The organism is Cryobacterium ruanii (assembly GCF_004404055.1).
Lineage (GTDB): Bacteria > Actinomycetota > Actinomycetes > Actinomycetales > Microbacteriaceae > Cryobacterium > Cryobacterium ruanii.
Genome location: NZ_SOHK01000005.1, coordinates 295428 through 319334, shown reverse-complemented (window position 1 = coordinate 319334; position 23907 = coordinate 295428). Strand labels below are relative to the sequence as shown.

The following is a 23907-nucleotide window of genomic DNA, read 5'->3' as shown; positions in this document are numbered from 1 at the left end:
ATGGGATACCGACATGCGTGAAGTCCTGGACGCCCTCCTCACCGGCTGGCAGAACGGTGCCACGGCCGGACTCGCCACGGTCGTGCGCACCTTCCAGTCCGCGCCGCGCCCGCCCGGCGCTTCGATGCTGGTCAGCGCCGACGGCACCGTGGCCGGCTCGGTCTCGGGCGGCTGCGTCGAGGGCGCCGTCTACGAACTCGCCACCCAGGTAGCCCAAGACGGCGTGCCCGTACTTGTGCGCTACGGAATCAGCGACGACGATGCCTTCGCCGTCGGGCTCACCTGCGGCGGTATCCTCGATGTCTTCGTCGAGCCCGTCTCCCGGGCCACCTTCGCCCTGCTCGAGGGTGTGCACAAAGACGTCGATGCCGGCCGGCCGGTGGGGGTCGCCACGGTGATCGAGCACCCGGATGCCGCCTGGCTCGGCCGCCACCTAGTGGTGCGGCCGAACGGATTCGAAGGCGACCTGGGCTCGGACCGTGCCAACCATGCCATCGGCGATGACACCCGGGGCTTGCTCGCCGCCGGCCGCAACACGACCCTCACCTACGGCCCCGACGGGGAACGGCGCGGTGAGGGGATGCGGCTGTTCTTCGCGAGCTACGCGCCCCGGCCGCGACTGTTGGTCTTCGGGGCGATCGACTTCGCCACCGCTCTGGCTCGGCTCGGCTCCTTTCTCGGCTACCGGGTCACGGTCTGCGACGCGCGCGGCGTCTTCGCGACCGCCGCCAGGTTTCCCGGTGTCGACGAGATCGTGGTGAGCTGGCCCGACCGCTACCTGCGCGAGCAGATCGTCGGAGGGCTCATCGACCCACGCACGGTCATCTGCGTGCTCACTCACGACCCCAAATTCGACGTTCCCCTGCTCGAAGCCGCCCTGCATGGCCCGCCCGTGGCCTACATCGGCGCAATGGGTTCCCGGCGCACCCATGCCGACCGTCTGGAGCGCCTGCGCGCTGTCGGTGTGACCGACGCGGAGCTCGCACGGCTGCGCAGCCCGATCGGTTTGGACCTCGGCTCGCGCACTCCCGAGGAGACCGCCGTGTCGATCGCCGCCGAGATTATCTCGCTGCAGTGGGGCGGCAGCGGAGTGCCGCTGCACACCCTGGTCGATGCCATCCACCACGACGACCTTGTCAACCCCGCCCCGCCGACCGATCAGGCAGCCCCCAACGGCCAGAAGTTGATCGAGGTATGAGCCTGCTCGACTCCGTCGCCTCGGTGCTGTTCGTGCACGCGCATCCCGACGACGAGACCATCAGCACCGGCGGCCTCATCGCCCATCTCGCGAGCCGCGGCATCCGCATCAGCCTGGTCACTGCCACCCGAGGGGAACGCGGAGACGTCGTCGCTGGGCCGCTCCACTCGCTCGCCGGAACCCCCGCCCTGGCCGAGGAGCGCGAACGCGAACTCGAGCGCGCCGCCCTCACACTCGGCGTCAATGAGGGCTTCTGGCTCGGCGAGGCACCGGCACGCACGCCCGGGCTGCCCGAACGCCGCTACCGCGACTCCGGCATGGAGTGGATCCGCCCCGGCCTGGCAGGTCCGGCCGCCGATTCCGAAGCGGATGCCCTCGCTCGTGCGCCGCTCACCGAGGTCACCGACGATCTCGTCGCGGTTCTGCAACACGGGCGACCTGACCTCGTCATCAGCTACGACGCCACCGGCGGTTACGGCCATCCCGACCACGTGCGCGTGCACGACGCCGCCCTCGCCGCCAGCCGAGCGCTCGCGATCCCCTACGCCGAGATTCTCGACAGGCCCGCAGCGGCTGCGGAATGGTTCGACCTCGATTCCCAGCGCGGCACCGTCGTGGCTGCCCTCCGCTGCCACGCCAGCCAGCTCCGTATCGATGGCAACGACATCGTGCACTCCGGCGGCCAGCGCGACCCTATCCGCACCGCGGTCGGCCTGCGCCTGCGCTGAGCGAGCTTTAAACCAAATCAGGCCGCCCAGCGGGCGGCCTGATGAGGAGCAACAAAACAGCGTGTGACAGAACCGATGGTGGAGATGCGGGGAATTGAACCCCGGTCCACTGCTGTGGTCATATGCCTTCTACGGGTGTATCCAGTGAAATCGCTTTCTCGGCCCCGGAATTTGCCGCTGGCATCTACTCCGACAGGCCCAGCCTTCGTTTAAGTCCCTCTACACCCCGTGGCTCAATGTAGAAGCAATCTCTCTAAATGGCGTCAGGATCCGGGTAGAGAGCATTCCCGGTCTGGCGGACTTCTTTAGTGCTTTCGCTTAGGCAGCGAGAGCGAAGTCAGTGCGCTTTGAATTGGCACTTATTGTTTTGCAGAGATCGTTTACGAGATAACCCTGCATCCTCGACCCGCTTCTCACAATTGCGCAAACAGTGTCGAAACCGATCATCCCCATACACATCGCGCGCTCCATACAGTGAAAGCGCAAGCAATGGATTCGTGTCACACGCTGTTGAGTTACCAAGCTGAACCGTTTTCGGTGCAGCCCTCTATCCTACAACGAACAAATGTGCCTGGCTAGTCGCCGAGGTGGCGCTGCGCCGACATCGCACGGTCCGATTCGCGCTTGTCGGTGCGTTCCCGCAGAGTCTGGCGCTTGTCGTACTCCTTCTTACCCTTGGCCACGGCGATCTCCACCTTGGCCCGGCCGTCCGCGAAATAAATGCGCAGCGGAATAAGGGTGTAGCCGCCCTCTTTGGTCTTGTGGCTGATCTTCACGATCTCCTTCTTGTGCAGGAGGAGCTTACGCTTGCGACGCGGCGGGTGGTTTGTCCACGATCCACCGGAATACTCCGGAATGTGCACCGCATCGAGCCAGGCCTCACCGCCCTCAATGAAGGCGTAGCCGTCGACCAGGGTCGCTCGTCCGGCTCGCAAAGACTTGACCTCGGTACCACTCAAGACCATGCCAGCCTCGTAGGTGTCACTGATGAGGTAGTCATGTCGGGCCTTGCGGTTGGTCGCCACGACCTTTTCGCCACGTTCCCTGGGCATGTGTTCACCTCTATTCCTACTTTTCAAGCGGATGCCGTCGGCCGGTCCGGCAGACAGCCCACCAGTCTAGCGGGTGCCGGCAGTCGAACGGCACGGCCAACCGGCCGCCGGCATCCGCTCGATGATTAGACCTTGAGGTAGCGGGTGATCGCGAAGTTCGCCGAGAACGCGGCGAGCACCGCACCGACCACCAGCAGGATGGGCACCACGACGAGCGCATCGTCCATACCGACCAGGGCGAATCCGGTGAGTCTCGCCCCGAGGTAGCCCTGCACGAAGAAGTAGACGAGCGCCACGACCGCGCCGCCGGCCAGCAGCGAACCGAGGAGAGCTGCGAACACCCCCTCCAGGATGAACGGCGTCTGGATGAACCGGTTACTCGCGCCCACCAGGCGCATGATGCCGAGTTCCCGGCGCCTCGAGAAGGCCGACAACCGGATGGTCGTGGCAATCAGCAGCGCCGCCGCGATCAGCATCAGTCCGGCGATTCCGATGGCGGTGTAGCTCGCCACATTGAGCACGGAAAAGATCTGGTCGAGGTATTTGCGCTGGTCGGCGACGTTTTCAACGCCGGCGACCCCCGACAGACTCTCCACCAACACCGCGGACTGGGACGGATCCTTGAGGTTGACCCAGAAGGTCTGGTTGAGCTGGTCGGCGGTAACATAGTCGGCCACCGGGTTGCCTGCGAACTGCTTCTTGAAGTTCTCGAAGGCCTGCTCGTGCGTCTCGAAGTAGTAGTTGTCGATGAACGACGCGAGTGTCGGCGACTTGAGTTGGGCCTCAACGGCGGCAATCTGCTCCGGCGAGGCGTCACCGCCGGTGCACGTCTCACCCGGCGATATATCGGAACACATGTAGATGCCGACCTGAGCCTTGTCGTACCAGAAGTTCTTCATCTGGCCGATTTGCATCTGCATGAGTACGGCGGCGCCGACGAAGGTGAGCGAGATGAAGGTCACGAGCACGACGGAGACGACCATCGAGGCGTTCCGCCGCAGGCCGTTCGCAGCTTCGGATAGCACCAGTCCGAGCCTCATCGGGTCGGTCCCACGTTCTGCTCGCCCGTTTGGTCGGGTTTCTCTCCGGGCGCTCGCAGGCCGAGTTTCTCGGCGAGCGTGAGCTGCTCAGGGTCGTCGTGGGCGGCGACCAGCAGCACCGGGCGCGTCATCGGCGACACCGGGGCGGCCGGGGCGGCATCGGCTGGCACCGGGTTCGGCACCGGAATCGGTACCGGGCTCGGCGCGCCGGCGACCGGGGCCGGCTTCACGGTATCCCGTCTGACATCCGGTGTGGCGACCGGCTCGGCGGCTGCAGCAGCGACCGCGGCGGCCGCGGCCTGATGCAGCGACACGGAGGTCTCCGGAACCGGAGCCGAGGGGTGCGTCAGTGCCGGTTCGGGCTCGGACGCCACTGCGGGCCGGGCGTAGACCGGCGCGACGGACGCCGGGTCGCTGGCGGGGGAATCCGCTGGGGCTGCGGCAGTGGCAGTGGCAGTGGCAGTGGCAGTGGGAAGGATGGTGGGAATGGAGGCGGTCGCGTAGCCGCCCTGCCGCTCGTCACGCACGATCTCGCCGTGGACCAGTTCGATCACGCGGCGCTGCATCTTGTCGACGATTCCGGCCTCGTGGGTGGCCATGATCACGGTGGTCCCACCGGCGTTGATGCTAGCCAGCAGCGACATGATCTCAGCGCTCGTGGTGGGGTCGAGGTTTCCGGTGGGCTCGTCGGCCAGCAGAATCTGCGGCTTGTTCACGATGGCGCGGGCGATGGCCACGCGCTGCTGCTCACCACCCGAGAGTTCGTGCGGCAGACGCTGTGCTTTTTCAGCGAGACCGACCATCTTGAGTGTGTCGGGCACGGCTTCCTGGATGAAGCCGCGGCTCTTACCGATGACCTGCAGGCTGAACGCCACGTTGTCGAACACGGTCTTGTTCGGCAGCAGGCGGAAGTCCTGAAAGACCACGCCCATGTTGCGGCGAAAGTAGGGCACCTTGCGGTTCGAGATCGACCGCAGGTCCTGGCCCAACACGTGAATGCTGCCGCTGGTTGGCTTTTCCTCCTTGAGCACGAGCCGCAGGCAGCTCGATTTGCCCGATCCGGAGGCGCCGACCAGAAAGACGAATTCGCCTCGCAGAATCTCGACGTCGATCGAGTTCAGTGCCGGCCGAGAGGTGCCGGGGTACTTCTTGGTTATGTGATCAAAACGGATCATAGCTCTTAGAGCCTAGGCAACCGAAGCCGTTTTCCCTACAGCGACATACCCGCGGGGCCCAAGCCCCAGCAAGCCTTTAGTCTTCGGGTGCCTTCTTGCGCCAGCGGATGCCGGCCGAGATGAATCCGTCAAGGTCGCCGTCGAACACGTTGCTGGGGTTGTTGACCTCGTACTCGGTGCGCAGGTCCTTGACCATTTGATACGGCGCGAGCACGTAGCTGCGCATCTGGTCTCCCCAGCTCGCCGTGATGTTGCCGGCGAGTTCCTTCTTGGTCGCGGCTTCCTTCTCGCGCTCGAGCACCAGCAGGCGGGACTGCAGCACGCGCATGGCGGCAGCCCGGTTCTGGATCTGGCTCTTCTCGTTCTGACAGCTCACCACGGTGCCGGTGGGCAGGTGGGTGATCCGCACGGCGGAGTCGGTGGTGTTGACCGACTGGCCGCCGGGGCCGCTCGAGCGGAACACGTCGACGCGAATATCACCGTCGGGCACCTCGATCGACTCCGTCTGTTCGATCAGCGGCACCACCTCGACCGCGGCGAAGGAGGTCTGGCGTTTTCCGGCCGAGTTGAACGGGCTCATCCGCACCAGGCGGTGCGTGCCGGCCTCGACGCTGAGCGTGCCGAAGGCGTATGCTGCGTCGACCTCGAAGGTCGCGCTCTTGATACCGGCTTCCTCGGCATAACTGATGTCGAGGACGCTCGTGCGCCAGTTGTGCTGCTCCGCGTACCGCAGGTACATGCGCAGCAGCATCTCGGCGAAGTCCGCGGCATCGACTCCCCCGGCGCCGGCGCGAATCGTGATAACGGCGTTGCGTTCGTCGAATTCACCATTGAGCAGGGTCTGCACCTCGAGCTCGCCGAGCAGTTTCTGCAGGCTGGTGAGCTCGTGCGCTGCCTCATCGGCGAGTTCCTGGTCGCCCTGGCCGTCGTTCGCCATCTCCACGAGCGTCTCGAGGTCGTCGAGCCGGGTCGTGATGCTCTCGATGCGCGCCAGTTGCGACTGTCGGTGACTGAGGTCGCTCGTCACCTTCTGGGCGTGCTCAGTGTCGTCCCACAAGTCGGGCATTCCGGCCTCGCCGCTGAGGTCGTCGATGTCCGCGCGCAGTCGATCGACGTCGATCACCGAGCGGATGTCGCCGAACGTGGTCCGCAGCGCGGCGATCTGTACTGAGAAATCCAAGTCAATCATGTTCTGACCAGCCTACCGGGCTGGCGTAGCATCGATTCTGATGAGCAATACGCAGCGACCCCTCAACCTGCGATCCATCGCCCTGACGGCTTTTCTGCCCACCCTGCTGTTCTCGATCGGCGAGGGCGCGATCATTCCGCTCATTCCGCTGGTCGCCAACGACCTCGGCGCCACCCTCGCCATCGCCGGGGTGATCGCCGCCATGATCATGTTCGGCGAACTGGTCGGCGATATTCCGAGCGGCTGGATCGTAGCCCGCATCGGCGAACGAAATTCGATGATCTGGGCCTCCCTGGTCACTATCGGCGCCGTAATCATCTGTCTGATGGCGCCCAACCCGCTCGTGCTCGGCGTTGGAATCTTTCTGATCGGCATCGCCACCGCCGTTTTCGCCCTCGCCCGGCACGCCTTCATGACGAGCTACGTTCCGCTCGTCTATCGAGCCCGCGCACTGTCGACCCTCGGCGGAGTTTTTCGGGCCGGCTGGTTCGTGGGCCCGTTCCTGTCCGCCGCGCTCATCCACCTCACCGGCAGCACCCAGGCGGCGTTCTGGGTGTTCATCGTCTGCTGCGTGCTCGCCGTCACGATGCTGGTGATTCTGCCCGATCCCACCCGCGACTTCACGGCTCCGGCCGTGTCCAAGATTGCACCGACATCGGATGCCGGACCGGCGACTCCCGCCGTGCCCACCGCCGCTGACGGCCTGTTCCAGACCATCCGCGCCCATCGCAGCGTGCTCGTACGGCTCGGCGCCGGCGCAGCGCTCGTAGGCGCGATGCGGGCCAGCCGCACGGTCATGTTGCCGCTCTGGGCGGTCAGCATCGGGGTGAGCGCGCCTGATACGGCCCTCATCATCGGCATCGCCGGCGGCATCGACTTCGTATTGTTCTATTTCAGCGGCCAGATCATGGACCGCTTCGGCCGCATCTGGAGCGCAGTGCCCTCGATGATCGGCCTCGGACTCGGCCACCTCGCGCTCGCGTTCACGCACGATCTGCCGAGCAACGTTGGCTGGTTCATCGGTGTCGCGATGTTCCTCTCCCTGGCCAACGGCATCGGCAGCGGCCTGCTCATGACGCTCGGCGCCGACCTCGCTCCGCAGCGGTGTCCGGCACCGTTCCTCGGGGCATGGCGGTTCACCGCCGATTTCGGCAGCGCCACCGCGCCGCTCGCCGTGGCCGGCATCACCGCGCTCGCCTCCCTGTCGATCGCGAGCGGCATCATCGGGGGCTTCGGCCTGTTCGGCGCCGTGCTGCTCGGCCGCTATATTCCCCGCTTCGCTCCCCACCGCCCCCGCAGCCTGGATTAATTGCCCGGGGTGCCTCCCCCTGTTTCCCCTCCTCCCCGCGCATACCTCCTGCAATTTCTTCGCGGGCAGAAATTCTGTCGCGAGTTCTTGGGCTTACGCTCGCTCCGCTGCCCGCCGCGCACCTCGGCCTGCACTCGAGTAGCCGCATCGATGAGTGCCGGTCGACGAGCGGATGCCTGTAACCGGCCGTGCAGGCCGGCCCGCCCTACGGAATCGCGGTCGCGGTCAGTTCGAGGTCGGAGGTCGGTCGATCGCGCTGGGTTGCGATCGCCGCTCCGGCGGCGACGCACACGACGACGATGGCGATCTGCTGCAGCAGGGTGAACGTTTCGCCGAGCACGAGTGCACCGAAACCGGCCGCGATCACCGGGCCGAAACTCGTGATTATCGCGTACAGCCGAGGGCTGATCCGACGCAGAATGTAGGTATCGAGCGTGTACGGAAAGGCCGAGGAGACGACGCCGACGAGCAGGAGCAACCCGACCACGCCCCAGGTGAAGGCGGAGACGTCCAGAGTGAACAGCGCGATCGGAACCACGATGACGAGGCTGACGAGGCTCGCGATCGAGATACCTTCGAGGCCGGCGAACTCCGTCGCCACCCGGCGAGTCAGCACGATGTAGCAAAACCAGGCGGCCGCCGCGGTCAGAGCGAGCACGATGCCGAGCAGGTCGAGCTCTCCGTCCGACCAGGTCAGGAGGAAGACTCCCCCGGCGGCAGCCGCGGCGCAGACGAAGTCCAGGATGCGGCGGCTGGTGACGAGGGCGAGGGCAAAAGGCCCAAGAAATTCGATCGTCGCGGCGACGCCAAGTCCGAGCATGGTCACAGCCTGGTAAAAGCTGAGGTTCATGACAGCGAGCACGACACCGAGCGCCAGCGGCGGCCAGATTCGAGCCCAGGTCAGGTTTTTTATTCGGGGCCGGGCGAACGGCAGCACGACGATGACCATGACAATCTGGCGGGCCGCAACGACAATGGGTGAGCCGACGACCGGAATGAGCAGCCCGGCCAATGACGACCCGAAATTGATGCTGACCTCGGTCGCGATCTGAGCTCCCGCACCGCTCAGTTTCTCCCGCTGGGTACGCACACTGCTCCTGTCGGCGCCGTCAGGGCACCCCTCGACAGTACCGCCCGCGGCATCCGCTCTGAGAATGCGTTCGCGCGCGGTCGCCTACAGCTGCAGCGGAACGAACTGGTATTCGCTTGTCAGGTGCTCGTGCTGGCAGGCGCCGCAATAGAGCACGCCGGAGACGCGCATGGCGTCAACCCGTGAGGAGCACTGGATAACCTTAGGACCGCAGCACGGTGATATCACCATGAACCCGCCCGATTCGGCCGGATCGTGACCGCTTAATCCGCGATCATGATGCACGCCCTCGCAGGGCAAAAGAGACTCGAAGTCGAGCTGCTCGACAATCTGATTGTCCAGTAATGCATCCATGATTTCACAGCCGATCTCGGTGGTTCTCAGCCGCCATCCTGGGCCACGTCAACCGGCGGCGACCAGCCCGGATGAACGACGATTGGGATCGCCGGCACTCCCAACCGGGGGTCCGGGGCTGGAACTTGTCGACTGCGGTACAAAAAACCTGAAGCCCCCTACGAGGTAGGAGGCTTTTCTGTCGACTACGTAAGTGTGCATAGTACGCTTTTATTCTGGGTTTACCAGTGCGACTTTCTCCCTTCCCCTCTCGCGGGAGCGGGCTAGTGGAACACCGCCCTGGATACCACCGTCACCTCGAGCGGCACACCGTCTGGCACCACGAGGGTCAGTACGGGTGGGCGCCACCACGAGCGCAGCGTCACCGACGCGCTCTGCCCGTCAGCGGAAGCCGCGCTCGTCACCGACAGCGCCTCGAATGATGCGTGCGGGACGAGGCGCAGGTACTCATCGACTGCTGCCGACACGTCATCCGAGCGCAGTTGGGGGCGTGGGCCGGCGACGCCCACCTGCACCGCACCCAGGGTGAAGGCCTCGGACCCGGCGAGCGAGGCCCCATCGGCCAGGCTCAGCAGCCGCTTGTTTTCGAGATAGAGCGAGGTGGCAGACAGTGCCACGAGCACGAGGCTCAGCGCCAGAAAGCCGTAAAGAATAATGAGCAGCAGGGTGGATCCGTCCTCGTTCGATGGGTGCGGCGGGCGCCGGTTCATCCGAGGCCGCCAAACCGGGACACGATCTGCGTCGACGCCGCCGTCATCGGCACACTCGCGCTCTGGTTCAGGGCGAGCAGGTCGGGAACCAGCGGCAGTGCGATGCCGATGCGAACCGTGACCGTGACGAGGCCCTGGCGGGTCAGGCACCGACTCGCACCACCAGCGCACTCGATCTGTACCTCGGCATCACCGGGGTCGAGGCCGTAGTCCTCGAGCGCGAACGCCACTGCCCGGCGGGCCCGCGCGGTGGCGGTGGCTTCGTCGGGAGACTGCACGTAGACCCGGGCCGCCTGCCGGGCGGCGCCCTCTACGGCGAGCGCACCACCCTGCAAGGCCGACAGCGCCAGGACCAGGTAGACCAAGGGAACCAGCAGGATCATGCCCGCCGTGATGAATTCGAGCGACGCCGAGCCCGAGTCGGAACGGCTACTCCAGCGTTTCGACGGCAGCATGAGCGACCACCTCCAATCCGCGCGGGGCGCCGAGCAATCCCATGAGAGGCAGCGGTGCGATCACCCGCACTTCGACGGTGGGATATCCGGCACTCACTCCGTGCTGCGCCACGACATCGCTGGCAAAGGTCGCTCCGATGGCCGCCGTGATCAGGTCGCGCGTGCGCTGGGCCCCCGCGGGCAAGTTGCTGTCCGCGAGTGAGGCATAACGTGCCCCCTCGGCAGCGGCGTCGAGCACGGTGTTGCGAATGTGCAGGGCGAGAGCAAGTTGCATGACCATGAGCGTCAGAAAGGTCAACAACGACACCACCATGACGAATTCAGCAACGACGGAGCCCACCTCGCCGCTGAGCCGGTGAGGGCGCAGCCAGGCGAGGCGGCGCATCCGCTTACAGGGCTGGTACATGCCGCCCGGTCAGAAACTGCTGACGCGGTCCATGGCCTGCTGGAACACCCCGCTGAGAGCTGGGCCGGCGAGTCCCCAGATGATCAGAACCAAACCTGCCGTCATCAGAGTGATCAGCACCCAGCCAGGCACGTCTCCCCGTTCATCGCGGAGCAGGCGGTTGAAGCGGAGCATGATTCGGGTCATGTCATTCTCTTTTCTTGTGGGTGGATGGTTCGGTGGAACGTCAAAACCCGGCCTGGAGCACAACGAGCCCGGGGAAGACAGCGAATAGAACGGTCATCGGAAGAATCAAAAAAACCAGCGGCACCAGCATCGCGACTTCTTTCTTGCCGGCCAGCTCGAGCAGCGTGCGCTTGGTCTGGTCGCGGGAATCCTGCGCTTGCGCCCGAAGCACCTCGGCAAGCGGCGACCCGCGGTCCAGTGCGCCGGTGACCTGGTCGACGAACCGGGTCAGCTCCGGCAACTGGATGCTCCGCGACAGTGATTGCAATGCTGTTCCGATCGGAACCCCGGTGTGTACCTCAGCGACCACCCCGGCAAATTCCCGCGACAACTCCCCCGAACTCGTGCGCGACACGCGCCTGATCGAATCCAGGATGCCCTCCCCGGCCGACAGCGAGAGGGTGAGGAATTCGAGAATGGTCGGTAGCTCGCTGCGCATGCGCGCCAGCCGCGCGGCCGCGGCCCGCCGGAGCAGCCAATCCCGCAGCATGGCGCCGCCGACCGCGGCCACGAACGGCAGCGAAAGTCGGGCGGGCAACAGAAGCTCGGGCAGGGCCACAATGGTGATCACGGTTGCGGTAGCGAAGGCCAGCAATACCCAGACGAGCTGCACCGAGCGAAACTCCAGGACCGTCTGCACCGATCCGGACTGGTGCAGGCGCCGCGCAACGGTGTCACTGCCACCGAGAAGGCTCGACAACCCCCGGGTGAGCACTCCGAACAGCGGCGCAAACAGGCAGCCCAGAACAGGAATCGGGTTCACCGTACGCCGGGCCATGATGCGGCGCGCTTCCGGGGAAATATCGAGGACGTACGGTGCCACCCGGTCGATCAGGCGGGGCCGGCTCAGCCGCGGAGTCAGGCTCACGAGCGACCACAGCCCGACGCCGAGGCCGCTCCCGCACAGAACAGCCCAGCCCAGCGCGGCGTTCATCGGCCGCACGAGTTCACGAGAACCACCGGCGTTCGTCCGGAAGGCGACCGAGGGCGATCATGACGCGATACGCGATGATCGACAGCGTGAGGCCACTCGCGATCACGATGACGCCGCCCGGCGAGTTGTAGGCGATGGCCGCTTCAGGTCGCGAGGCGAGTAGAACCAGAATAATCCACGGCGCCGCGACGCCCAGGCGGGCCGCATTCACGACCCACGACTGGCGGGCTTCCACTTCGAGCCGTACCGCGGCATCCTGTCGCAGCCAGGCCGCGAGGCTGCGCAGCACGACCGTGAGGTCGCTGCCGCCGACCTCCCTCGCCATGCGCAGGGTCTCCAGGATGCGATCGGCGACCGGATCGGCGAGGGAACACTTGAGCTCGTCTACGCAGTAGCTGAAGTTGCCGGTGGCCCGGTATTCGCGCTCGAACTTAGCGAACGCAGTACGGGTCGCGACTGGTCCGGCCTGGGCGAGGCTGCTCACGCTGTCGGGCAACGCCAGCCCGGAACGCAGCGCCGACACCAGGTGATCGACGACGTCGGGCCAGACCGTGCGATTAGCCCGACGCCGCGCCGCCGCCCGCCACGACACGATCAGCCACGGCAGCAACAGCCCGGCCAGCCCGGCAACGGCACTGAGCGCGAGAACCGCGAATATCCCGTGCACGAGGGCAGCGGATGCCACCCCCACGATCGCCGACAGTGCCAGAAACGCCGGCGCGGGTACCGCTGCGAGCCCGCCCTGAACCAGGCGCATCCGCATCCGCTCTCCCACTCCGGAACGCTTGGCTGCGGAATTCGCCGGCCAGAGGAACGGTGCCAGCACCAGCACCAGCCCGCTTCCGAGCAGGCACCCCAGCACGAGAGTCATGCGGCCCCCTGCCGCAGCACCGGCACCGGATCGACGCCGGCCGCACGAAACTTGGCGAGCTTGGTGGGGTGCGAGCCGGTCGGTTCGAGAAAGCCATGCGGGGACAGGAACAGAGGGCTCGCCTCGATGGTGGAGCCCGAAAGCTGCCCGCTCGGTGCGATTATCTCGGTGACGCGCCGGCGGCCGTGCCGATCGATCTCGCAGTGAACCACGATGTCGATACAGCCCGCCACCGTTGGCAGCACGAACGACGAATCGATATTGCGTCCGGCCAGCAGCGGCAGCGTCGAGAGCTTCGCGAGCGCATCCCTGGCACTGTTGGCGTGAATCGAGCACATGCCGGGCAGCCCGCTGTTCAGGGCGATGAGAAGGTCGAGACTTTCCGCCTCGCGCACCTCGCCGACCACGAGCCGGTCGGGCCGCATGCGCAGGGACTCTTTGATCAGCCGGCGCAGGGTGATCTCCCCCGTGCCCTCGAGGCTCGGCTGCCGGCACTGCATCGCAACCACGTCGCGGGCCGACAGGTCGAGTTCGAACGTCTCCTCTACCGTCACGATGCGTTCACCCGGCCGCGTCGACGAGAGCAGGGCGTTCAGCATCGTGGTCTTGCCGGTTTGAGTGGCACCCGAGACCAGAATGTTCTGACCGCCGAGCACGCAGATCCGCAGAAAATCGGCCGCCTGCTGGGTGAGCGCGCCGAGGCCGACGAGCTGGTTCAGGTCGCGGATTCGCCGGGTAAACTTGCGAACATTCACCGCCCAGTGCTTGCGCGTGATGTCGGGAATCACCACGTGCAGCCGGGAACCGTCGGGCAGCGAGGCGTCGACGAAGGGCGATGACAGGTCGACCCGGCGACCGGAAGCCTGCAACATCCGCTCGACCAGATCACGTACGTCTTGTTCGCCGAGCAGCAGCGTGGTCAGCTCGGGCACCCCGTCTCGAGCTACGAACACCCGGGCCGGGCCGTTGATCCAGATTTCTTCGATCTCAGGGTCGTCGAGAAACGGCTGCAGAACGCCGAAACCGGTGAGCGCGGCCACGACCTCGCGGGCGGCCTGGTGCTCGTCGGCGATCATCGGAGCACTCCCGCCGAGCGCCCGCTCGCTGTAGCGTCTCAGTTCTTCGCGCACGTACTGCTCGACCAACGCGTTGTTGGCCGCGAGGTCGACGCCCTCGCGGCGCACTCGCTGGCGTACCTGGTCTGTGATGATACGAACGGCTTCGGTCATCCCCGCATGATGGCCTCATTTACAAATCTTCGTCGGATCTACTCACAGGGCTTGTTTTTTGGTCCCTTGAACAGCAAAAAAACCCAAGAGAAACAATGGTGGCAGCGGATGCCGGGGCATCCGTTGCGATGATCCGTCACCTCCCGGCGTGGCCGCCCGGCTCCGGGATCAGCGGGCCGACCAGCCGCCGTCCATCGTGTAGCTCGCCCCAGTGACCATCGCAGCATCGTTTGAGGCGAGCCAGGCCACGAGCGAGCCGACCTCTTCCGGTTCGACCAGTCGTTTGATCGCACTCTCGGTGAGCATGATCTGGCTGAGCACCTCTGATTCCGGAATTCCGTGGACGAGTGCCTGATCGGTGATCTGCTTCTCGACCAGGGGCGTGCGCACATAGCCGGGAGCAACACAGTTGCTCGTGACCCCATGCGCGCCGCCCTCGAGGGCTGTGACCTTGGACAGGCCTTCGAGCCCGTGCTTGGCCGATACGTAGGCGCTCTTGAACGGCGAGGCGCGAATGCCGTGCACCGACGACACGTTGATGATGCGCCCGAAGTTCGCGGCGTACATCTGCGGCAGTACCGCCCGGATCAGCAGGAACGGCGCCTCGAGCATGAGGGTGAGAATGTTGTGAAAGTCGGCCGGCTTGAAGTCCTGGATCGGATTGATTCGCTGGATTCCGGCGTTATTGACCAGGATGTCGACGCCGCCAAGAGCGGTGGCGAGCGTGTCGTCGGTCAGGGCGTCGGTGTCCATCAGGTTGACAGCCCAGATCGACCCGCCGACTTCCTCGGCCAGGGCGGTAGCGCCCAGGGTGTCAACGTCGGCGATGACGACGTGCGCGCCGCGGGTGGCGAGCGCCCGAACAACGGCGGCGCCGATGCCGCTCGCACCGCCGGTGACGAGGGCGCGACGCCCGGCGAGGGACTGCTCGGCGGTTCGGACCGGCGTGGTGCTGGCAGATACGGTGTTGACGCTGGCGGCGTCGGTGAGATCAGTCATGGTGTTCCTTCGGTTGCGCGATTGCTGCGGGGCAGGTCGGCGAAAGGCGGGGTGCCATCGGCACCCCGCCTCGTGCGATCCGGGTTGCTCGAGCCGGGTCAGTTGCCGGTACCCACGGGCTCCAGCCCGTGCTTGCGAGCGTCCACGGCGTCGACCTCGCGCAGCGACGTTCCCTTGGTCTCCTTCAGGGTGACCACCGCGACAACCGTGATGGCGCAGGCGATCATGATGTAGATCGCGACGGGAATCCAGGTGTTGTACTGCTGCAGCAGTGCGGCGGCGATGATCGGGGCCATCGACCCGGCCAGGATCGACGTGACCTGGTAGCCGAGCGATACACCCGAGTAGCGCATGCGGGTCGGGAACATTTCGCTCATGATCGCGGGCTGACCAGCGTACATCAGGGCGTGGAAGCAGAGCCCGACCGTGACGGCGAGAATAATGAGCACAGGGTTCAGGGTGTCGAACATGGGGAAGGCGAAGAACGCCCAGCTGGCACCGAGCACGGCACCGGCCAAGTAGACGGGCTTACGGCCAAGACGGTCGGACAGCCGGCCGACCTGTGGGATCACGATGAAGTGCACGACGTGGGCGATGAGCAGGGCGATCAGCAGCTGGCCGGTGTCATACTCGTGCACCGTCTTCAGGTAGACGATCGAGAAACTCACAATGATGTAGTACAAAATATTTTCGGCGAAACGCAGGCCCATGGCTCCGAGAATTCCTTTGGGGTACTTCTTCACGACCTCGAGCACGCCGTAGTTGACGGTCTTCTCGGCCTCGACCTGGGCGCGGGCCTCGAGGAAGATCGGGGCTTCACTGACGTGGGTGCGGATGTAATAGCCGATCACGACAATGACCGCGGAGAGCCAGAACGCGACCCGCCAACCCCAGCTCAGGAACTGCTCGGGCGGCAGTACCCACGTCATGGTCAAAAGCACGAGGGTGGCGAGCAGGTTCCCCACCGGAACGGCGGCCTGTGGCCAGCTCGACCAGAATCCACGCGACGCGTTCGGGCTGTGCTCGGCGACGAGCAGAACGGCGCCGCCCCATTCACCACCGACCGCGAAACCCTGAATGAAGCGGAGGGCCACGAGCAAGGCGGGCGCCCAGTAGCCGATGGTGTCGAAGCCGGGCAGGCAGCCCATGAGGAAGGTGGCGACACCGACCATGATGATCGTCACCTGCAGGGTGTGCTTGCGCCCGAGTTTGTCACCGATCTGGCCGAAGACGATGCCACCGAGGGGTCGGGCGATGAATCCCACCGCGTAGGTGAGGAAGGCAGCGATGATGCCGTCGAGTTCGCTGCCGGCGTTTGGAAAGAAAACCGTGCCGAAGACCAGACTCGCGGCGGTGGCGTACAAGAAGAATTCGTACCACTCTACGACCGTTCCGACCATGGAGGCGGCGACGATCTTCTTGAGGCCGGATTTTTCGGATTCGCTGCCGGTCGGGCGAGTGGTTTTACCGGAACTGGCAGCTCCAACGCGTTGGTTGACACTCATTGTCTGTCTCCTTTGTGTCGTCGATGACACGTACCTGGCCTGAGAGATGTGCGGAAAGTGATCCGTCGCTCAACAAAAGCACGACCTGACTGAGTATTCACGCACGGCTGGCGGGCAACAAGAACCAAAAAAACAGAGCGCGTGTGCACAATTGCAGATATGACCTTTCCGTTGGCCGGTACCGCGCCCACTCCCGATGATCTCCTCATCTTTCTGGCCGTCGCCCGCACCGGCCGATTCACGACCGCAGCGGAAAGCCTGGGGCTCAACCACACCACCGTGTCCCGGCGAATCGCCGCCCTCGAAAAGGCCCTCGACGGGCGGCTGCTGGCCCGCGCCCCGGGCGGCTGGGAGCTGACCGAGCTCGGCCAACGCGCCAGGACCGCGGCGGAGGGGGTGGAATCCGCCGTCAGTCTGCTTCGCGGCTCCGACGCTGAAGCCCAGAAGCTCTCCGGCGTCGTGCGTATGTCGGCGACTGACGGCTTCAGCGCCTACATTGCTGCCCCGGCCGTGGCAGCCCTGCAGCGGCGGCATCCGCTCTTGCGGGTCGAAATCGTCACCGTCACCCGGCGCGCACTGCAGCACCGTTCCGGACTGGATATCGAAGTCGTAGTGGGAGAGCCGCAGGTACACCGGGCAGAGTCGATTCTGCTCGGTTACTACAACCTCGGCATGTACGCCTCTCGCCGTTACCTGCAGTCGCACGGCACACCGACCACCATTGCCGAACTGACGGAGCATCCGCTGGTCTATTTCGTGGATTCTATGCTGCAGGTCGACGACCTCGACGCCCCGCGACGTTTGGTGCCGCAGATGCGGGAGTCGCTCAGTTCCACCAACGTGTTCGTGCACGTGGAGGGTACGCGGGCCGGCGCCGGAATCGGCTTTCTGCCATGTTTCATGGCGGATCAGCACGCAGATCTGCTGCGCCTGCTGCCCGAGGAGTTTCAGGAGCGGCTGCCGTACTGGATGGTCGTGCGTAGCGAGTCCTTGCGGCTGCCGGCGGTAGCGGCGCTTGTCGGGGCACTCCGCGCCCAGATGGAGTCGTTCACAGCGGCACTCCTCGGCGACGACGCCGTCGACGCATCCCCAGCCAACCAGACCTAGCCAACCAGACCCAACCGACCAGACCCAGCCGACTAGACCCAGTCACCTACACCCAGCCGCGCAGCTGGCCATCTAGACTGGGTACACACCGGCGGGAGTGGTGGAATTGGCAGACACGCAGGATTTAGGTTCCTGTGCTTTCGAGCGTGGGGGTTCAAGTCCCCTCTCCCGCACATGGTCCAGGTTTCAGCACTCGACAACATGTTGAACGACGTTCTCTCGCACACGGGCGCCGTTTTGTTTTATTTGCTCATTTGGGGCCTGGTCTTCGCTGGAACGGCGCTCTTTCTGGGCGTGTTCATTCCCTTCATCACCGGTGACTCGCTCCTGTTCGGCTCCGGCCTCGTGGCCGCCTCCACGGGCAATATCAACATTATGATCCTGGTGATCGGCACCGGCATCGCGGCCTTCCTTGGCGACCAGGTGGGTTTTCTGCTCGGACGTCACTATGGACGCGGCTACCTGGAACGGCACGGCGGCCGGCGCACCCAGGCCGCAATCGTTAAAACCGAATCGTTCTACAGCAAATTCGGCTGGTGGTCGGTGGTCATAGCCCGATTCATGCCGTGGGCCCGGGTGTTCGTTCCCGTCGTCGCTGGCGTAGGCCGCATGAACTACTTCAAGTTCCTCTCGAGCAACCTGCTCGGCGCGCTGTCCTGGGGGGTCGGGCTCACCCTCACCGGCTACTACGCAGCAACAATCCCGGGCGTCAAGAGTGCGGCCTACATCATCGCGGGCGTGCTCATCACGGCCTCGGTCGTCGTCGGGTGTCGCACCTGGCGCATCGACCGCGCCCAGCGCAGAGCGGATGCCGCCGCCAGCAATCACCCGCACCGCCCCAACCCCCTGAGTACCCCAGCTTCGGGGGCGCGACGACCGGCACTTTTCCACGATTAGGCGATATCCTGTGTCTCGGCACCCGCCGTCGCAACCCGATCGTCTGCCCGCACGCCAACAGGAGCTTTCCACGTGATTCACACCGCCTTGATTCCCTGGCTCGACCCGACCCAGATCATTGAATCGGCCGGCCCGTGGGCACTGCTCGTGGTCTGCGCCATCGTCTTTGCCGAGACCGGGCTGCTCGTGGGTTTTCTCCTGCCCGGCGACACCCTCCTGATCATCACCGGTCTGCTCGCCTTCCCCGCCGCGGGCGTCATCCAGATCGATATCTGGTGGGTCGCCCTGGCGATTGGCTTTGCCGCTTTCCTGGGCGGTGAGGTCGGCTATCTCATCGGGCATAAGTTCGGTCCGCGAGTCTTCGAGCGCAAGGAGTCCGGCCTGTTCAGCATCAAGAACGTCGACCGTACCAATGCGTTCTTCGTACGCTTCGGCGGCGTGGCTGTCATCGTGGCCCGGTTCGTACCGATCGTGCGCACCTTCGCACCGGTGGCCGCGGGCGTCGGCCACATGGACTACCGGAAGTACACCCTGTACAACCTGATCGGCGCCCTGATCTGGGGAGCTGGACTGACCTTCGCCGGGTACTTTCTCGGGTACATTCCGCCGGTGGCCGATTTCGTCACCACGTACATCGACCTGATCCTGATCGGTGCGGTCGTCGTCACCCTCATTCCCACGGTGTACCACTACGTGCAGTCCGTCGTCAAAGCTCGTCGAGTACGCGCCCTTCCCACCACCGCGACGGGCGGCCACCTGCTCGACCCGGAGACGTTCCAGACCAACCACGACGGTCGTCACGAGGTTTGATCCGTTCAGCGCCTCGAAATACTCAGCGGTGCTGTTGGTCCTCGTGTTCCGCGTGCTCGGCCGGTTCCAGCTGAAAGGTCGAGTGCGCCACGTCGAAGTGCACGGCGAGGCACCCCGACAGCTCGTCGAGGAGGGCGTCGGTGCCGGCAGCGAGGACGGCCGGCTCGACGACGATGTGCGCGGTGAACACGTGAGCCCCGCTCGTCATAGCCCACACGTGCAGGTCGTGCACGGCTACGACACCGGCCGTACCGAACAGGTGACGCCGAATCTCGCTCACGTCGGTGTCGGCCGGGGTGGACTGGCTGAAAACCCGCACGACATCACGCAGCAGACAGTAGGCGCGAGGCACGATCGTACCGGCAATGACGAGCGAGGCGACGGCATCCGCTTGGGCAAAACCGGTGCTGAGAATGATGATGGCGGCCACGATGACGGCCACCGATCCCAACGCATCGCCGAGCACCTCGAGGTACGCGCCGCGCATGTTGATCGACCCGGCAGCGGCGGGGCGGAGTAGAACCATCGCGACCAGGTTGGCGGCCAGTCCGATAACGGCGACGACGAGCATCGGGGTTCCGAGTACCTCGACGTCGCTCGGGTTGATCAACCGAATGATCGCTGCGACCGAGACCACACTCGCCATGACAATGAGAATCAAGCCGTTGATGAGGGCACCGAACACCTCGGCGCGCTGAAAGCCGAAGGTGGCCCGGTCGGTAGCCGGGCGCGCCGCCACCACGGTCGCGGTCAACGCCACGATCAGCCCGAGCAGATCGGAGAGCATGTGTCCGGCATCGGCGAGCAGGGCGAGCGAGCCGGTGAGCCAGGCTCCGACCACTTCGAGCAGCAACACCGCGGCGACGATGCCGATGGTGATCGACAATCGCCTATGGTTTGATCCGGTGCCCTGCGCGTGCTCGTGGCCCATGGCTCAAGATTAGGGCTGCGGCGGGCCACCCGCTAGCCGCCCAGCGCGGCGGCAGTGAATCAGTTACCAAGCAGATCGCGCAACACCGGCACTAGTGCATCGAACGCGATCGCCCGGTGACTGACCTGGTTCTTGACGTGGGCCGAGAGCTCGGCGGCCGAGATCGCGTAGCCCTCGGGCAGAAAGATCGGGTCGTACCCGAAACCGTTCGCGCCGGCCGGTTCAAAGAGAAGCTGCCCAGGCCATTCGCCGATCACGGCGCGCTCGGTGCCGTCGGGCAGGGCCACAGCCGCGACACAGGTGAAGTGGGCGTCGCGGTGCTGCTCGGGAACATCGCTGACCTGCCAGAGCAGCAGGCGCAGGTTCTCGTCGGCGTCCCTGGCCGGCCCCGACCAGCGCGCCGAGAAGATGCCGGGTGCCCCACCGAGAATGTCAACGCAGATGCCCGAGTCGTCGGCGATCGCTGGCATGCCGGTATGGGCCGCAGCGGCACGCGCCTTGATCAAAGCATTTTCGGTAAAGCTGATGCCGTCCTCGACGGGTTCCGGGCCGTCGTAGGCGAGCACGTCGATACCCGGCAGCTGCGGGGCCAAGATGCGCCGCAATTCCTCGACCTTGTGGGCGTTGTGCGTGGCGAGAACGATCTGCACGCTCAGCGCTCCCGTGCTTCGGTCAGTGCGCTGGTCTGGAATTCGGTCAGGGTGACGGCGCCCTTCAGGGCGAGGTCGAGCAGCGTGTCGAGTTCGCTGCGGTCGAACGGTGCTGCTTCGGCCGTGCCCTGCACCTCCACAAACTTGCCGCGGCCGGTGACGACGACATTCATGTCGGTGTCGGCATGCACGTCTTCAGTGTAGGCGAGGTCGAGCATGGGGACACCGCTGATGATTCCGACCGACACGGCCGAGACGCTGTCGAGCAGCGGCTGCGCCTTCTGAGAGATGAACTTCTTGCTGCGACCCCACTCGAGGGCATCGGCGAGGGCCACGTAGGCGCCGGTGATCGCCGCGGTGCGGGTTCCGCCATCGGCCTGCAGCACGTCGCAGTCGAGCACGAGGGTGTTCTCGCCGAGCGCCTTCATGTCGACGACCGCGCGCAGGCTGCGCCCGACCAGGCGGCTGATCTCGTGGGTGCGGCCGCCGATCTTGCCTTTGACCGATTCGCGGTCCATGCGGCTGTTGGTCGAACGCGGCAGCATCGAATATTCGGCGGTCACCCAGCCCTTGCCCTTACCGCTCATCCAGCGCGGAACTCCGTTGGTGAACGACGCCGTGCAGAGCACCTTGGTGCGGCCGTAGGAGATCAACGCCGACCCTTCGGCCTGGTCGCTCCAGCCACGCTCTATGGTGATCGGCCGCAGTTCATCGTTGGTGCGCCCGTCGGCGCGCAGGGTCTCGGTCACGGTGTACTCCTAGTGGTTCGTGTTCAGCGAGGAAAGGGTGGGCATGCGCGAAGCCGATGGTGTCAGCTCGCTCAGGTTGAGCGTGCCGGTCGCAATCAGGTCGACGCTGCTGATCTCTGGTCCGATCAGGCGATGGGCGAGGGCCAGAAAATCTTCGGCGCTGTCGCCGGTGGCTTCGTAGCGGTAGCTGGGCGGGCTTGTTCGGGCGCGTTCCAGGCCCTGGCTCACGAGCACCCGGTAGACGTCGTTGGCGGTTTCGGTGTCGCTCGAGACCAGGGTGACGCCTTCTCCCATCACGTACGAGATGGCGCCACGCAGAAAGGGATAGTGGGTACAGCCGAGCACGAGGGTGTCGATATCGGCTGCCCGCAGCGGTGCAAGGTATTCCTCAGCGACGGCGAGCACCTCGGCGCCGGTCGTGATGCCGGCCTCGACGAACTCGACGAAACGTGGACAGGCCTGGCTGATCAGGGTGATCTGGGGCGCCGCCGCGAAGGCATCGTTGTAGGCGCGAGAGGTAACGGTTCCGAGGGTGCCGATGACTCCCACACGCTGGTTGCGGGTCGTTGATACGGCGCGCCGCACGGCTGGCTGAATCACTTCAATCACGGGCACGCTGTAGCGTTCCCGGGCGTCCCGCAGCATCGCCGCTGACGCCGTGTTGCACGCGATGACGAGCATTTTCACGTCTTGCGCCACGAGATCGTCGAGCACATCGAGGGCGAAACCCCGCACGTCGGCGATCTTCTTCGGCCCGTACGGCGAGTGGGCCGTGTCACCGATGTAGAGGATGGATTCGTTGGGTAGCTGGTCCTTGATCGCCCGGGCGACGGTCAGGCCGCCCACTCCGGAATCAAAAATACCAATCGGTGCATCCGTCACGGAGACCAAGCCTAGCCGGACCAAGCGGATAAGCTGTGCCGGGTGACCCTGTCCCCCGCTTTCTCCGTGCCCGCACCCCGCGGCCCCGCGGCCCGCACACCAGCACTGCGCACCGACCGGTATGAGCTCACGATGGTGGACGCCGCCATCCAGAGCGGTACCGCCGATCGCGACTGCATGTTCGAGGCCTTCGCTCGGCGGCTGCCCACCGGCCGGCGCTATGGCGTCGTCGCCGGTACCGGCCGCCTGCTCGAGCTAATCCGCCAATTTCGCTTCGAGACCGAGGAACTGACCTGGCTCGCCGAGAACTCGGTCGTGCGCACTCCAACCCTCGACTACCTTGCCGACTACTCCTTCAACGGCAATGTCTGGGGATATCAGGAAGGCGAAGCGTACTTTCCCGGGTCACCCCTGCTTCTGGTCGAAAGCACTTTCGCCGAGGGCGTCATTCTGGAAACGCTCATTCTCAGCGTGCTCAACTACGACATCTCGGTTGCGAGCGCCGCCGCCCGCATGGTCTCGGTGAGCCTCGGCCGACCAATCGCCGAGATGGGATCACGCCGCACCAACGAGCACTCAGCCGTCGCCGCTGCTCGCGCCGCGTTCATTGCCGGCTTCGCGTCGACGAGCAACCTCGAGGCCGGCCGCCAGTGGGGTCTGCCCACCATGGGAACCGCCGCCCACTCGTTTATTTTGCTGCACGACAGCGAAGAAGAAGCGTTCCAGGCGCAAGTGGATGCCTTCGGTGCGGCGACAACACTGCTCGTGGACACCTACGACGTTCCCGCGGGCATCGCCTTGGCGGTCAGGATCGCGGGGCCGGAACTCGGCTCGATTCGCATCGATTCGGGTGATCTGCCCACCGTCGTTGCTGCGGCTCGGGCCCAGCTCGACAGCCTCGGCGCGGTCAACACGAAGATCACCGTGACGAGCGACCTCGACGAGTTCGCCATTGCGGCCTTGTCGGCCAGCCCGGTGGACGCTTTCGGCGTCGGAACCTCGGTCGTCACAGGGTCGGGCGAACCCGCAGCGGGCCTGGTCTACAAGCTCGTCGCCCACAAAGGCCATGGCGACGACTGGATTTCTGTCGCCAAGACGTCGACCGCGAAACTCTCCATCGGTGGCCGCAAAAACGCCCTGCGCCGAGTAGATGCCATCGGTACCGCCCAGGAAGAGATCATTCTGCTGGGCGAGGGCCCCGGCACCGAAGGCCAACACGATTCCCGTAGTGGTCTGGAACGCGCGCTGCTGGTTCCGTTGATCATCGACGGCACCGTCGACGCACGTTTTCTGGGACCGGCCGGAACGCTGCGCGCACGCGCGCACAACGCATCCGTGATGCAAGAGCTGCCGATCGAGGCGTTCCGGTTGGGGCGCGGCGAGGCCGTTATCCCCACAACGTACCGATAGCC

26 protein-coding genes, 1 tRNA gene and 1 other RNA gene are annotated in these 23907 nt (G+C 65.3%); 8 read left to right on the top strand and 20 right to left on the bottom strand.

Annotated elements, in window-relative coordinates; translation table 11 throughout:
• Window positions 1-13 precede the first annotated feature (13 nt).
• Window positions 14-1198, top strand: a complete 1185-nt coding sequence (locus E3T47_RS02995) for an XdhC family protein (protein WP_134554132.1) — start codon at window positions 14-16, stop codon at window positions 1196-1198.
• Window positions 1195-1926, top strand: coding sequence for a PIG-L family deacetylase (locus E3T47_RS02990; RefSeq protein ID WP_134554131.1), 732 nt, complete (start codon window positions 1195-1197; stop codon window positions 1924-1926). The genes E3T47_RS02995 and E3T47_RS02990 overlap by 4 nt, the downstream gene beginning before the upstream one ends.
• A gap of 76 nt (window positions 1927-2002) precedes the next feature.
• On the opposite strand, the gene ssrA is transcribed toward E3T47_RS02990, so the two are convergent.
• From ssrA to prfB, 5 genes are all read right to left on the bottom strand, one after another.
• Window positions 2003-2377: a transfer-messenger RNA gene (gene ssrA / locus E3T47_RS02985) on the bottom strand.
• A gap of 124 nt (window positions 2378-2501) precedes the next feature.
• Window positions 2502-2978: an SsrA-binding protein SmpB gene (smpB, locus tag E3T47_RS02980; RefSeq protein WP_092108491.1), complete on the bottom strand. Its 477-nt coding sequence runs from the start codon at window positions 2976-2978 to the stop codon at window positions 2502-2504.
• 125 nt (window positions 2979-3103) lie between these two features.
• Complete coding sequence (ftsX, locus tag E3T47_RS02975) at window positions 3104-4018, bottom strand: permease-like cell division protein FtsX (protein ID WP_134554130.1); 915 nt, start codon at window positions 4016-4018, stop codon at window positions 3104-3106.
• Window positions 4015-5193, bottom strand: coding sequence for a cell division ATP-binding protein FtsE (gene ftsE, locus E3T47_RS02970; RefSeq protein WP_134554129.1), 1179 nt, complete (start codon window positions 5191-5193; stop codon window positions 4015-4017). The genes ftsX and ftsE overlap by 4 nt, the downstream gene beginning before the upstream one ends.
• A 76-nt stretch (window positions 5194-5269) precedes the next feature.
• Complete coding sequence (gene prfB / locus E3T47_RS02965; protein ID WP_134554128.1) at window positions 5270-6382, bottom strand: peptide chain release factor 2; 1113 nt, start codon at window positions 6380-6382, stop codon at window positions 5270-5272.
• A gap of 40 nt (window positions 6383-6422) precedes the next feature.
• Here prfB and E3T47_RS02960 point away from each other — a divergent pair, with 40 nt between their 5' ends.
• On the top strand, window positions 6423-7691 hold the full coding sequence (locus E3T47_RS02960; protein WP_134554127.1) for an MFS transporter: 1269 nt from the start codon (window positions 6423-6425) through the stop codon (window positions 7689-7691).
• Window positions 7692-7896: 205 nt separating this feature from the next.
• Here E3T47_RS02960 and E3T47_RS02955 read toward each other — a convergent pair whose 3' ends face one another.
• The 11 genes from E3T47_RS02955 to E3T47_RS02910 all read right to left on the bottom strand — a co-directional run bounded on the left by E3T47_RS02955 (window position 7897) and on the right by E3T47_RS02910 (window position 16469).
• Window positions 7897-8781, bottom strand: a complete 885-nt coding sequence (locus tag E3T47_RS02955; protein WP_134554126.1) for an EamA family transporter — start codon at window positions 8779-8781, stop codon at window positions 7897-7899.
• Between the two features lie 84 nt (window positions 8782-8865).
• On the bottom strand, window positions 8866-9135 hold the full coding sequence (locus E3T47_RS02950; RefSeq protein WP_134554125.1) for a hypothetical protein: 270 nt from the start codon (window positions 9133-9135) through the stop codon (window positions 8866-8868).
• A gap of 263 nt (window positions 9136-9398) precedes the next feature.
• Window positions 9399-9845, bottom strand: a complete 447-nt coding sequence (locus E3T47_RS02945; RefSeq protein ID WP_134554124.1) for a hypothetical protein — start codon at window positions 9843-9845, stop codon at window positions 9399-9401.
• Window positions 9842-10300: a hypothetical protein gene (locus E3T47_RS02940; RefSeq protein ID WP_134554123.1), complete on the bottom strand. Its 459-nt coding sequence runs from the start codon at window positions 10298-10300 to the stop codon at window positions 9842-9844. Before E3T47_RS02940 ends, E3T47_RS02945 begins: the two co-directional genes overlap by 4 nt.
• Window positions 10275-10706, bottom strand: a complete 432-nt coding sequence (locus tag E3T47_RS02935; protein ID WP_241981872.1) for a TadE family protein — start codon at window positions 10704-10706, stop codon at window positions 10275-10277. Before E3T47_RS02935 ends, E3T47_RS02940 begins: the two co-directional genes overlap by 26 nt.
• Window positions 10707-10715: 9 nt before the next feature.
• On the bottom strand, window positions 10716-10892 hold the full coding sequence (locus E3T47_RS15750; protein WP_166805587.1) for a hypothetical protein: 177 nt from the start codon (window positions 10890-10892) through the stop codon (window positions 10716-10718).
• A 40-nt stretch (window positions 10893-10932) separates the two neighbouring features.
• A complete protein-coding gene (locus tag E3T47_RS02930; RefSeq protein WP_134554281.1) occupies window positions 10933-11865 on the bottom strand; it encodes a type II secretion system F family protein in 933 nt (310 codons plus the stop codon).
• Window positions 11866-11878: 13 nt separating this feature from the next.
• A complete protein-coding gene (locus E3T47_RS02925) occupies window positions 11879-12736 on the bottom strand; it encodes a type II secretion system F family protein (RefSeq protein ID WP_134554122.1) in 858 nt (285 codons plus the stop codon).
• A complete protein-coding gene (locus E3T47_RS02920) occupies window positions 12733-13965 on the bottom strand; it encodes a TadA family conjugal transfer-associated ATPase (RefSeq protein WP_134554121.1) in 1233 nt (410 codons plus the stop codon). The genes E3T47_RS02925 and E3T47_RS02920 overlap by 4 nt, the downstream gene beginning before the upstream one ends.
• A gap of 168 nt (window positions 13966-14133) precedes the next feature.
• Entirely contained in the window at window positions 14134-14964 is an 831-nt protein-coding gene (locus E3T47_RS02915; protein WP_134554120.1) for a 3-hydroxybutyrate dehydrogenase, read from the bottom strand.
• Between the two features lie 98 nt (window positions 14965-15062).
• A complete protein-coding gene (locus E3T47_RS02910; protein ID WP_134554119.1) occupies window positions 15063-16469 on the bottom strand; it encodes an MFS transporter in 1407 nt (468 codons plus the stop codon).
• Window positions 16470-16628: 159 nt separating this feature from the next.
• On the opposite strand from E3T47_RS02910, the gene E3T47_RS02905 reads away from it, so the two are divergent.
• From E3T47_RS02905 to E3T47_RS02890, 4 genes are all read left to right on the top strand, one after another.
• On the top strand, window positions 16629-17576 hold the full coding sequence (locus tag E3T47_RS02905; protein ID WP_134554118.1) for a LysR family transcriptional regulator: 948 nt from the start codon (window positions 16629-16631) through the stop codon (window positions 17574-17576).
• A gap of 91 nt (window positions 17577-17667) precedes the next feature.
• Window positions 17668-17749: transfer RNA gene (locus E3T47_RS02900), tRNA-Leu, on the top strand.
• A 1-nt stretch (window position 17750) separates the two neighbouring features.
• A complete protein-coding gene (locus tag E3T47_RS02895; RefSeq protein ID WP_134554117.1) occupies window positions 17751-18473 on the top strand; it encodes a DedA family protein in 723 nt (240 codons plus the stop codon).
• A gap of 72 nt (window positions 18474-18545) precedes the next feature.
• Window positions 18546-19283: a DedA family protein gene (locus E3T47_RS02890; RefSeq protein ID WP_134554116.1), complete on the top strand. Its 738-nt coding sequence runs from the start codon at window positions 18546-18548 to the stop codon at window positions 19281-19283.
• Between the two features lie 22 nt (window positions 19284-19305).
• Here E3T47_RS02890 and E3T47_RS02885 read toward each other — a convergent pair whose 3' ends face one another.
• The 4 genes from E3T47_RS02885 to murI are packed head-to-tail and all read right to left on the bottom strand — an operon-like array spanning window position 19306 to window position 22495.
• Window positions 19306-20214, bottom strand: a complete 909-nt coding sequence (locus tag E3T47_RS02885; RefSeq protein ID WP_134554115.1) for a cation diffusion facilitator family transporter — start codon at window positions 20212-20214, stop codon at window positions 19306-19308.
• Window positions 20215-20273: 59 nt separating this feature from the next.
• The gene (gene rdgB / locus E3T47_RS02880; RefSeq protein WP_134554114.1) at window positions 20274-20870 is read right to left on the bottom strand and encodes an RdgB/HAM1 family non-canonical purine NTP pyrophosphatase; all 597 of its coding nucleotides are present in this window, start codon (window positions 20868-20870) and stop codon (window positions 20274-20276) included.
• Window positions 20867-21613 (bottom strand): ribonuclease PH, encoded by a 747-nt coding sequence (rph, locus tag E3T47_RS02875; RefSeq protein WP_134554113.1) that lies wholly within the window; start codon window positions 21611-21613, stop codon window positions 20867-20869. The genes rdgB and rph overlap by 4 nt, the downstream gene beginning before the upstream one ends.
• Window positions 21614-21622: 9 nt before the next feature.
• Window positions 21623-22495 carry a glutamate racemase gene (murI, locus tag E3T47_RS02870; RefSeq protein WP_134554112.1) on the bottom strand — a complete coding sequence of 291 codons (873 nt, stop codon included), beginning with the start codon at window positions 22493-22495 and terminating at the stop codon, window positions 21623-21625.
• A gap of 42 nt (window positions 22496-22537) precedes the next feature.
• Here murI and E3T47_RS02865 point away from each other — a divergent pair, with 42 nt between their 5' ends.
• A complete protein-coding gene (locus tag E3T47_RS02865; protein WP_166805586.1) occupies window positions 22538-23905 on the top strand; it encodes a nicotinate phosphoribosyltransferase in 1368 nt (455 codons plus the stop codon).
• Window positions 23906-23907 lie beyond the last annotated feature (2 nt).

What these genes read in the sequence shown, in the direction of transcription:
- E3T47_RS02950 (WP_134554125.1), bottom strand. Translation starts at nt 9,135, where the DNA reads ATGGATGCATTACTGGACAATCAGATTGTCGAGCAGCTCGACTTCGAG.
- E3T47_RS15750 (WP_166805587.1), bottom strand. Translation starts at nt 10,892, where the DNA reads ATGACCCGAATCATGCTCCGCTTCAACCGCCTGCTCCGCGATGAACGG.
- prfB (WP_134554128.1), bottom strand. Translation starts at nt 6,382, where the DNA reads ATGATTGACTTGGATTTCTCAGTACAGATCGCCGCGCTGCGGACCACG.
- ftsX (WP_134554130.1), bottom strand. Translation starts at nt 4,018, where the DNA reads ATGAGGCTCGGACTGGTGCTATCCGAAGCTGCGAACGGCCTGCGGCGG.
- E3T47_RS02945 (WP_134554124.1), bottom strand. Translation starts at nt 9,845, where the DNA reads ATGAACCGGCGCCCGCCGCACCCATCGAACGAGGACGGATCCACCCTG.
- E3T47_RS02920 (WP_134554121.1), bottom strand. Translation starts at nt 13,965, where the DNA reads ATGACCGAAGCCGTTCGTATCATCACAGACCAGGTACGCCAGCGAGTG.
- E3T47_RS02895 (WP_134554117.1), top strand. Translation starts at nt 17,751, where the DNA reads ATGGTCCAGGTTTCAGCACTCGACAACATGTTGAACGACGTTCTCTCG.
- E3T47_RS02935 (WP_241981872.1), bottom strand. Translation starts at nt 10,706, where the DNA reads ATGTACCAGCCCTGTAAGCGGATGCGCCGCCTCGCCTGGCTGCGCCCT.
- E3T47_RS02925 (WP_134554122.1), bottom strand. Translation starts at nt 12,736, where the DNA reads ATGACTCTCGTGCTGGGGTGCCTGCTCGGAAGCGGGCTGGTGCTGGTG.
- E3T47_RS02990 (WP_134554131.1), top strand. Translation starts at nt 1,195, where the DNA reads ATGAGCCTGCTCGACTCCGTCGCCTCGGTGCTGTTCGTGCACGCGCAT.
- E3T47_RS02885 (WP_134554115.1), bottom strand. Translation starts at nt 20,214, where the DNA reads ATGGGCCACGAGCACGCGCAGGGCACCGGATCAAACCATAGGCGATTG.
- E3T47_RS02910 (WP_134554119.1), bottom strand. Translation starts at nt 16,469, where the DNA reads ATGAGTGTCAACCAACGCGTTGGAGCTGCCAGTTCCGGTAAAACCACT.
- ftsE (WP_134554129.1), bottom strand. Translation starts at nt 5,193, where the DNA reads ATGATCCGTTTTGATCACATAACCAAGAAGTACCCCGGCACCTCTCGG.
- E3T47_RS02995 (WP_134554132.1), top strand. Translation starts at nt 14, where the DNA reads ATGCGTGAAGTCCTGGACGCCCTCCTCACCGGCTGGCAGAACGGTGCC.
- E3T47_RS02915 (WP_134554120.1), bottom strand. Translation starts at nt 14,964, where the DNA reads ATGACTGATCTCACCGACGCCGCCAGCGTCAACACCGTATCTGCCAGC.
- smpB (WP_092108491.1), bottom strand. Translation starts at nt 2,978, where the DNA reads ATGCCCAGGGAACGTGGCGAAAAGGTCGTGGCGACCAACCGCAAGGCC.
- E3T47_RS02960 (WP_134554127.1), top strand. Translation starts at nt 6,423, where the DNA reads ATGAGCAATACGCAGCGACCCCTCAACCTGCGATCCATCGCCCTGACG.
- E3T47_RS02905 (WP_134554118.1), top strand. Translation starts at nt 16,629, where the DNA reads ATGACCTTTCCGTTGGCCGGTACCGCGCCCACTCCCGATGATCTCCTC.
- E3T47_RS02940 (WP_134554123.1), bottom strand. Translation starts at nt 10,300, where the DNA reads ATGCTGCCGTCGAAACGCTGGAGTAGCCGTTCCGACTCGGGCTCGGCG.
- E3T47_RS02930 (WP_134554281.1), bottom strand. Translation starts at nt 11,865, where the DNA reads ATGAACGCCGCGCTGGGCTGGGCTGTTCTGTGCGGGAGCGGCCTCGGC.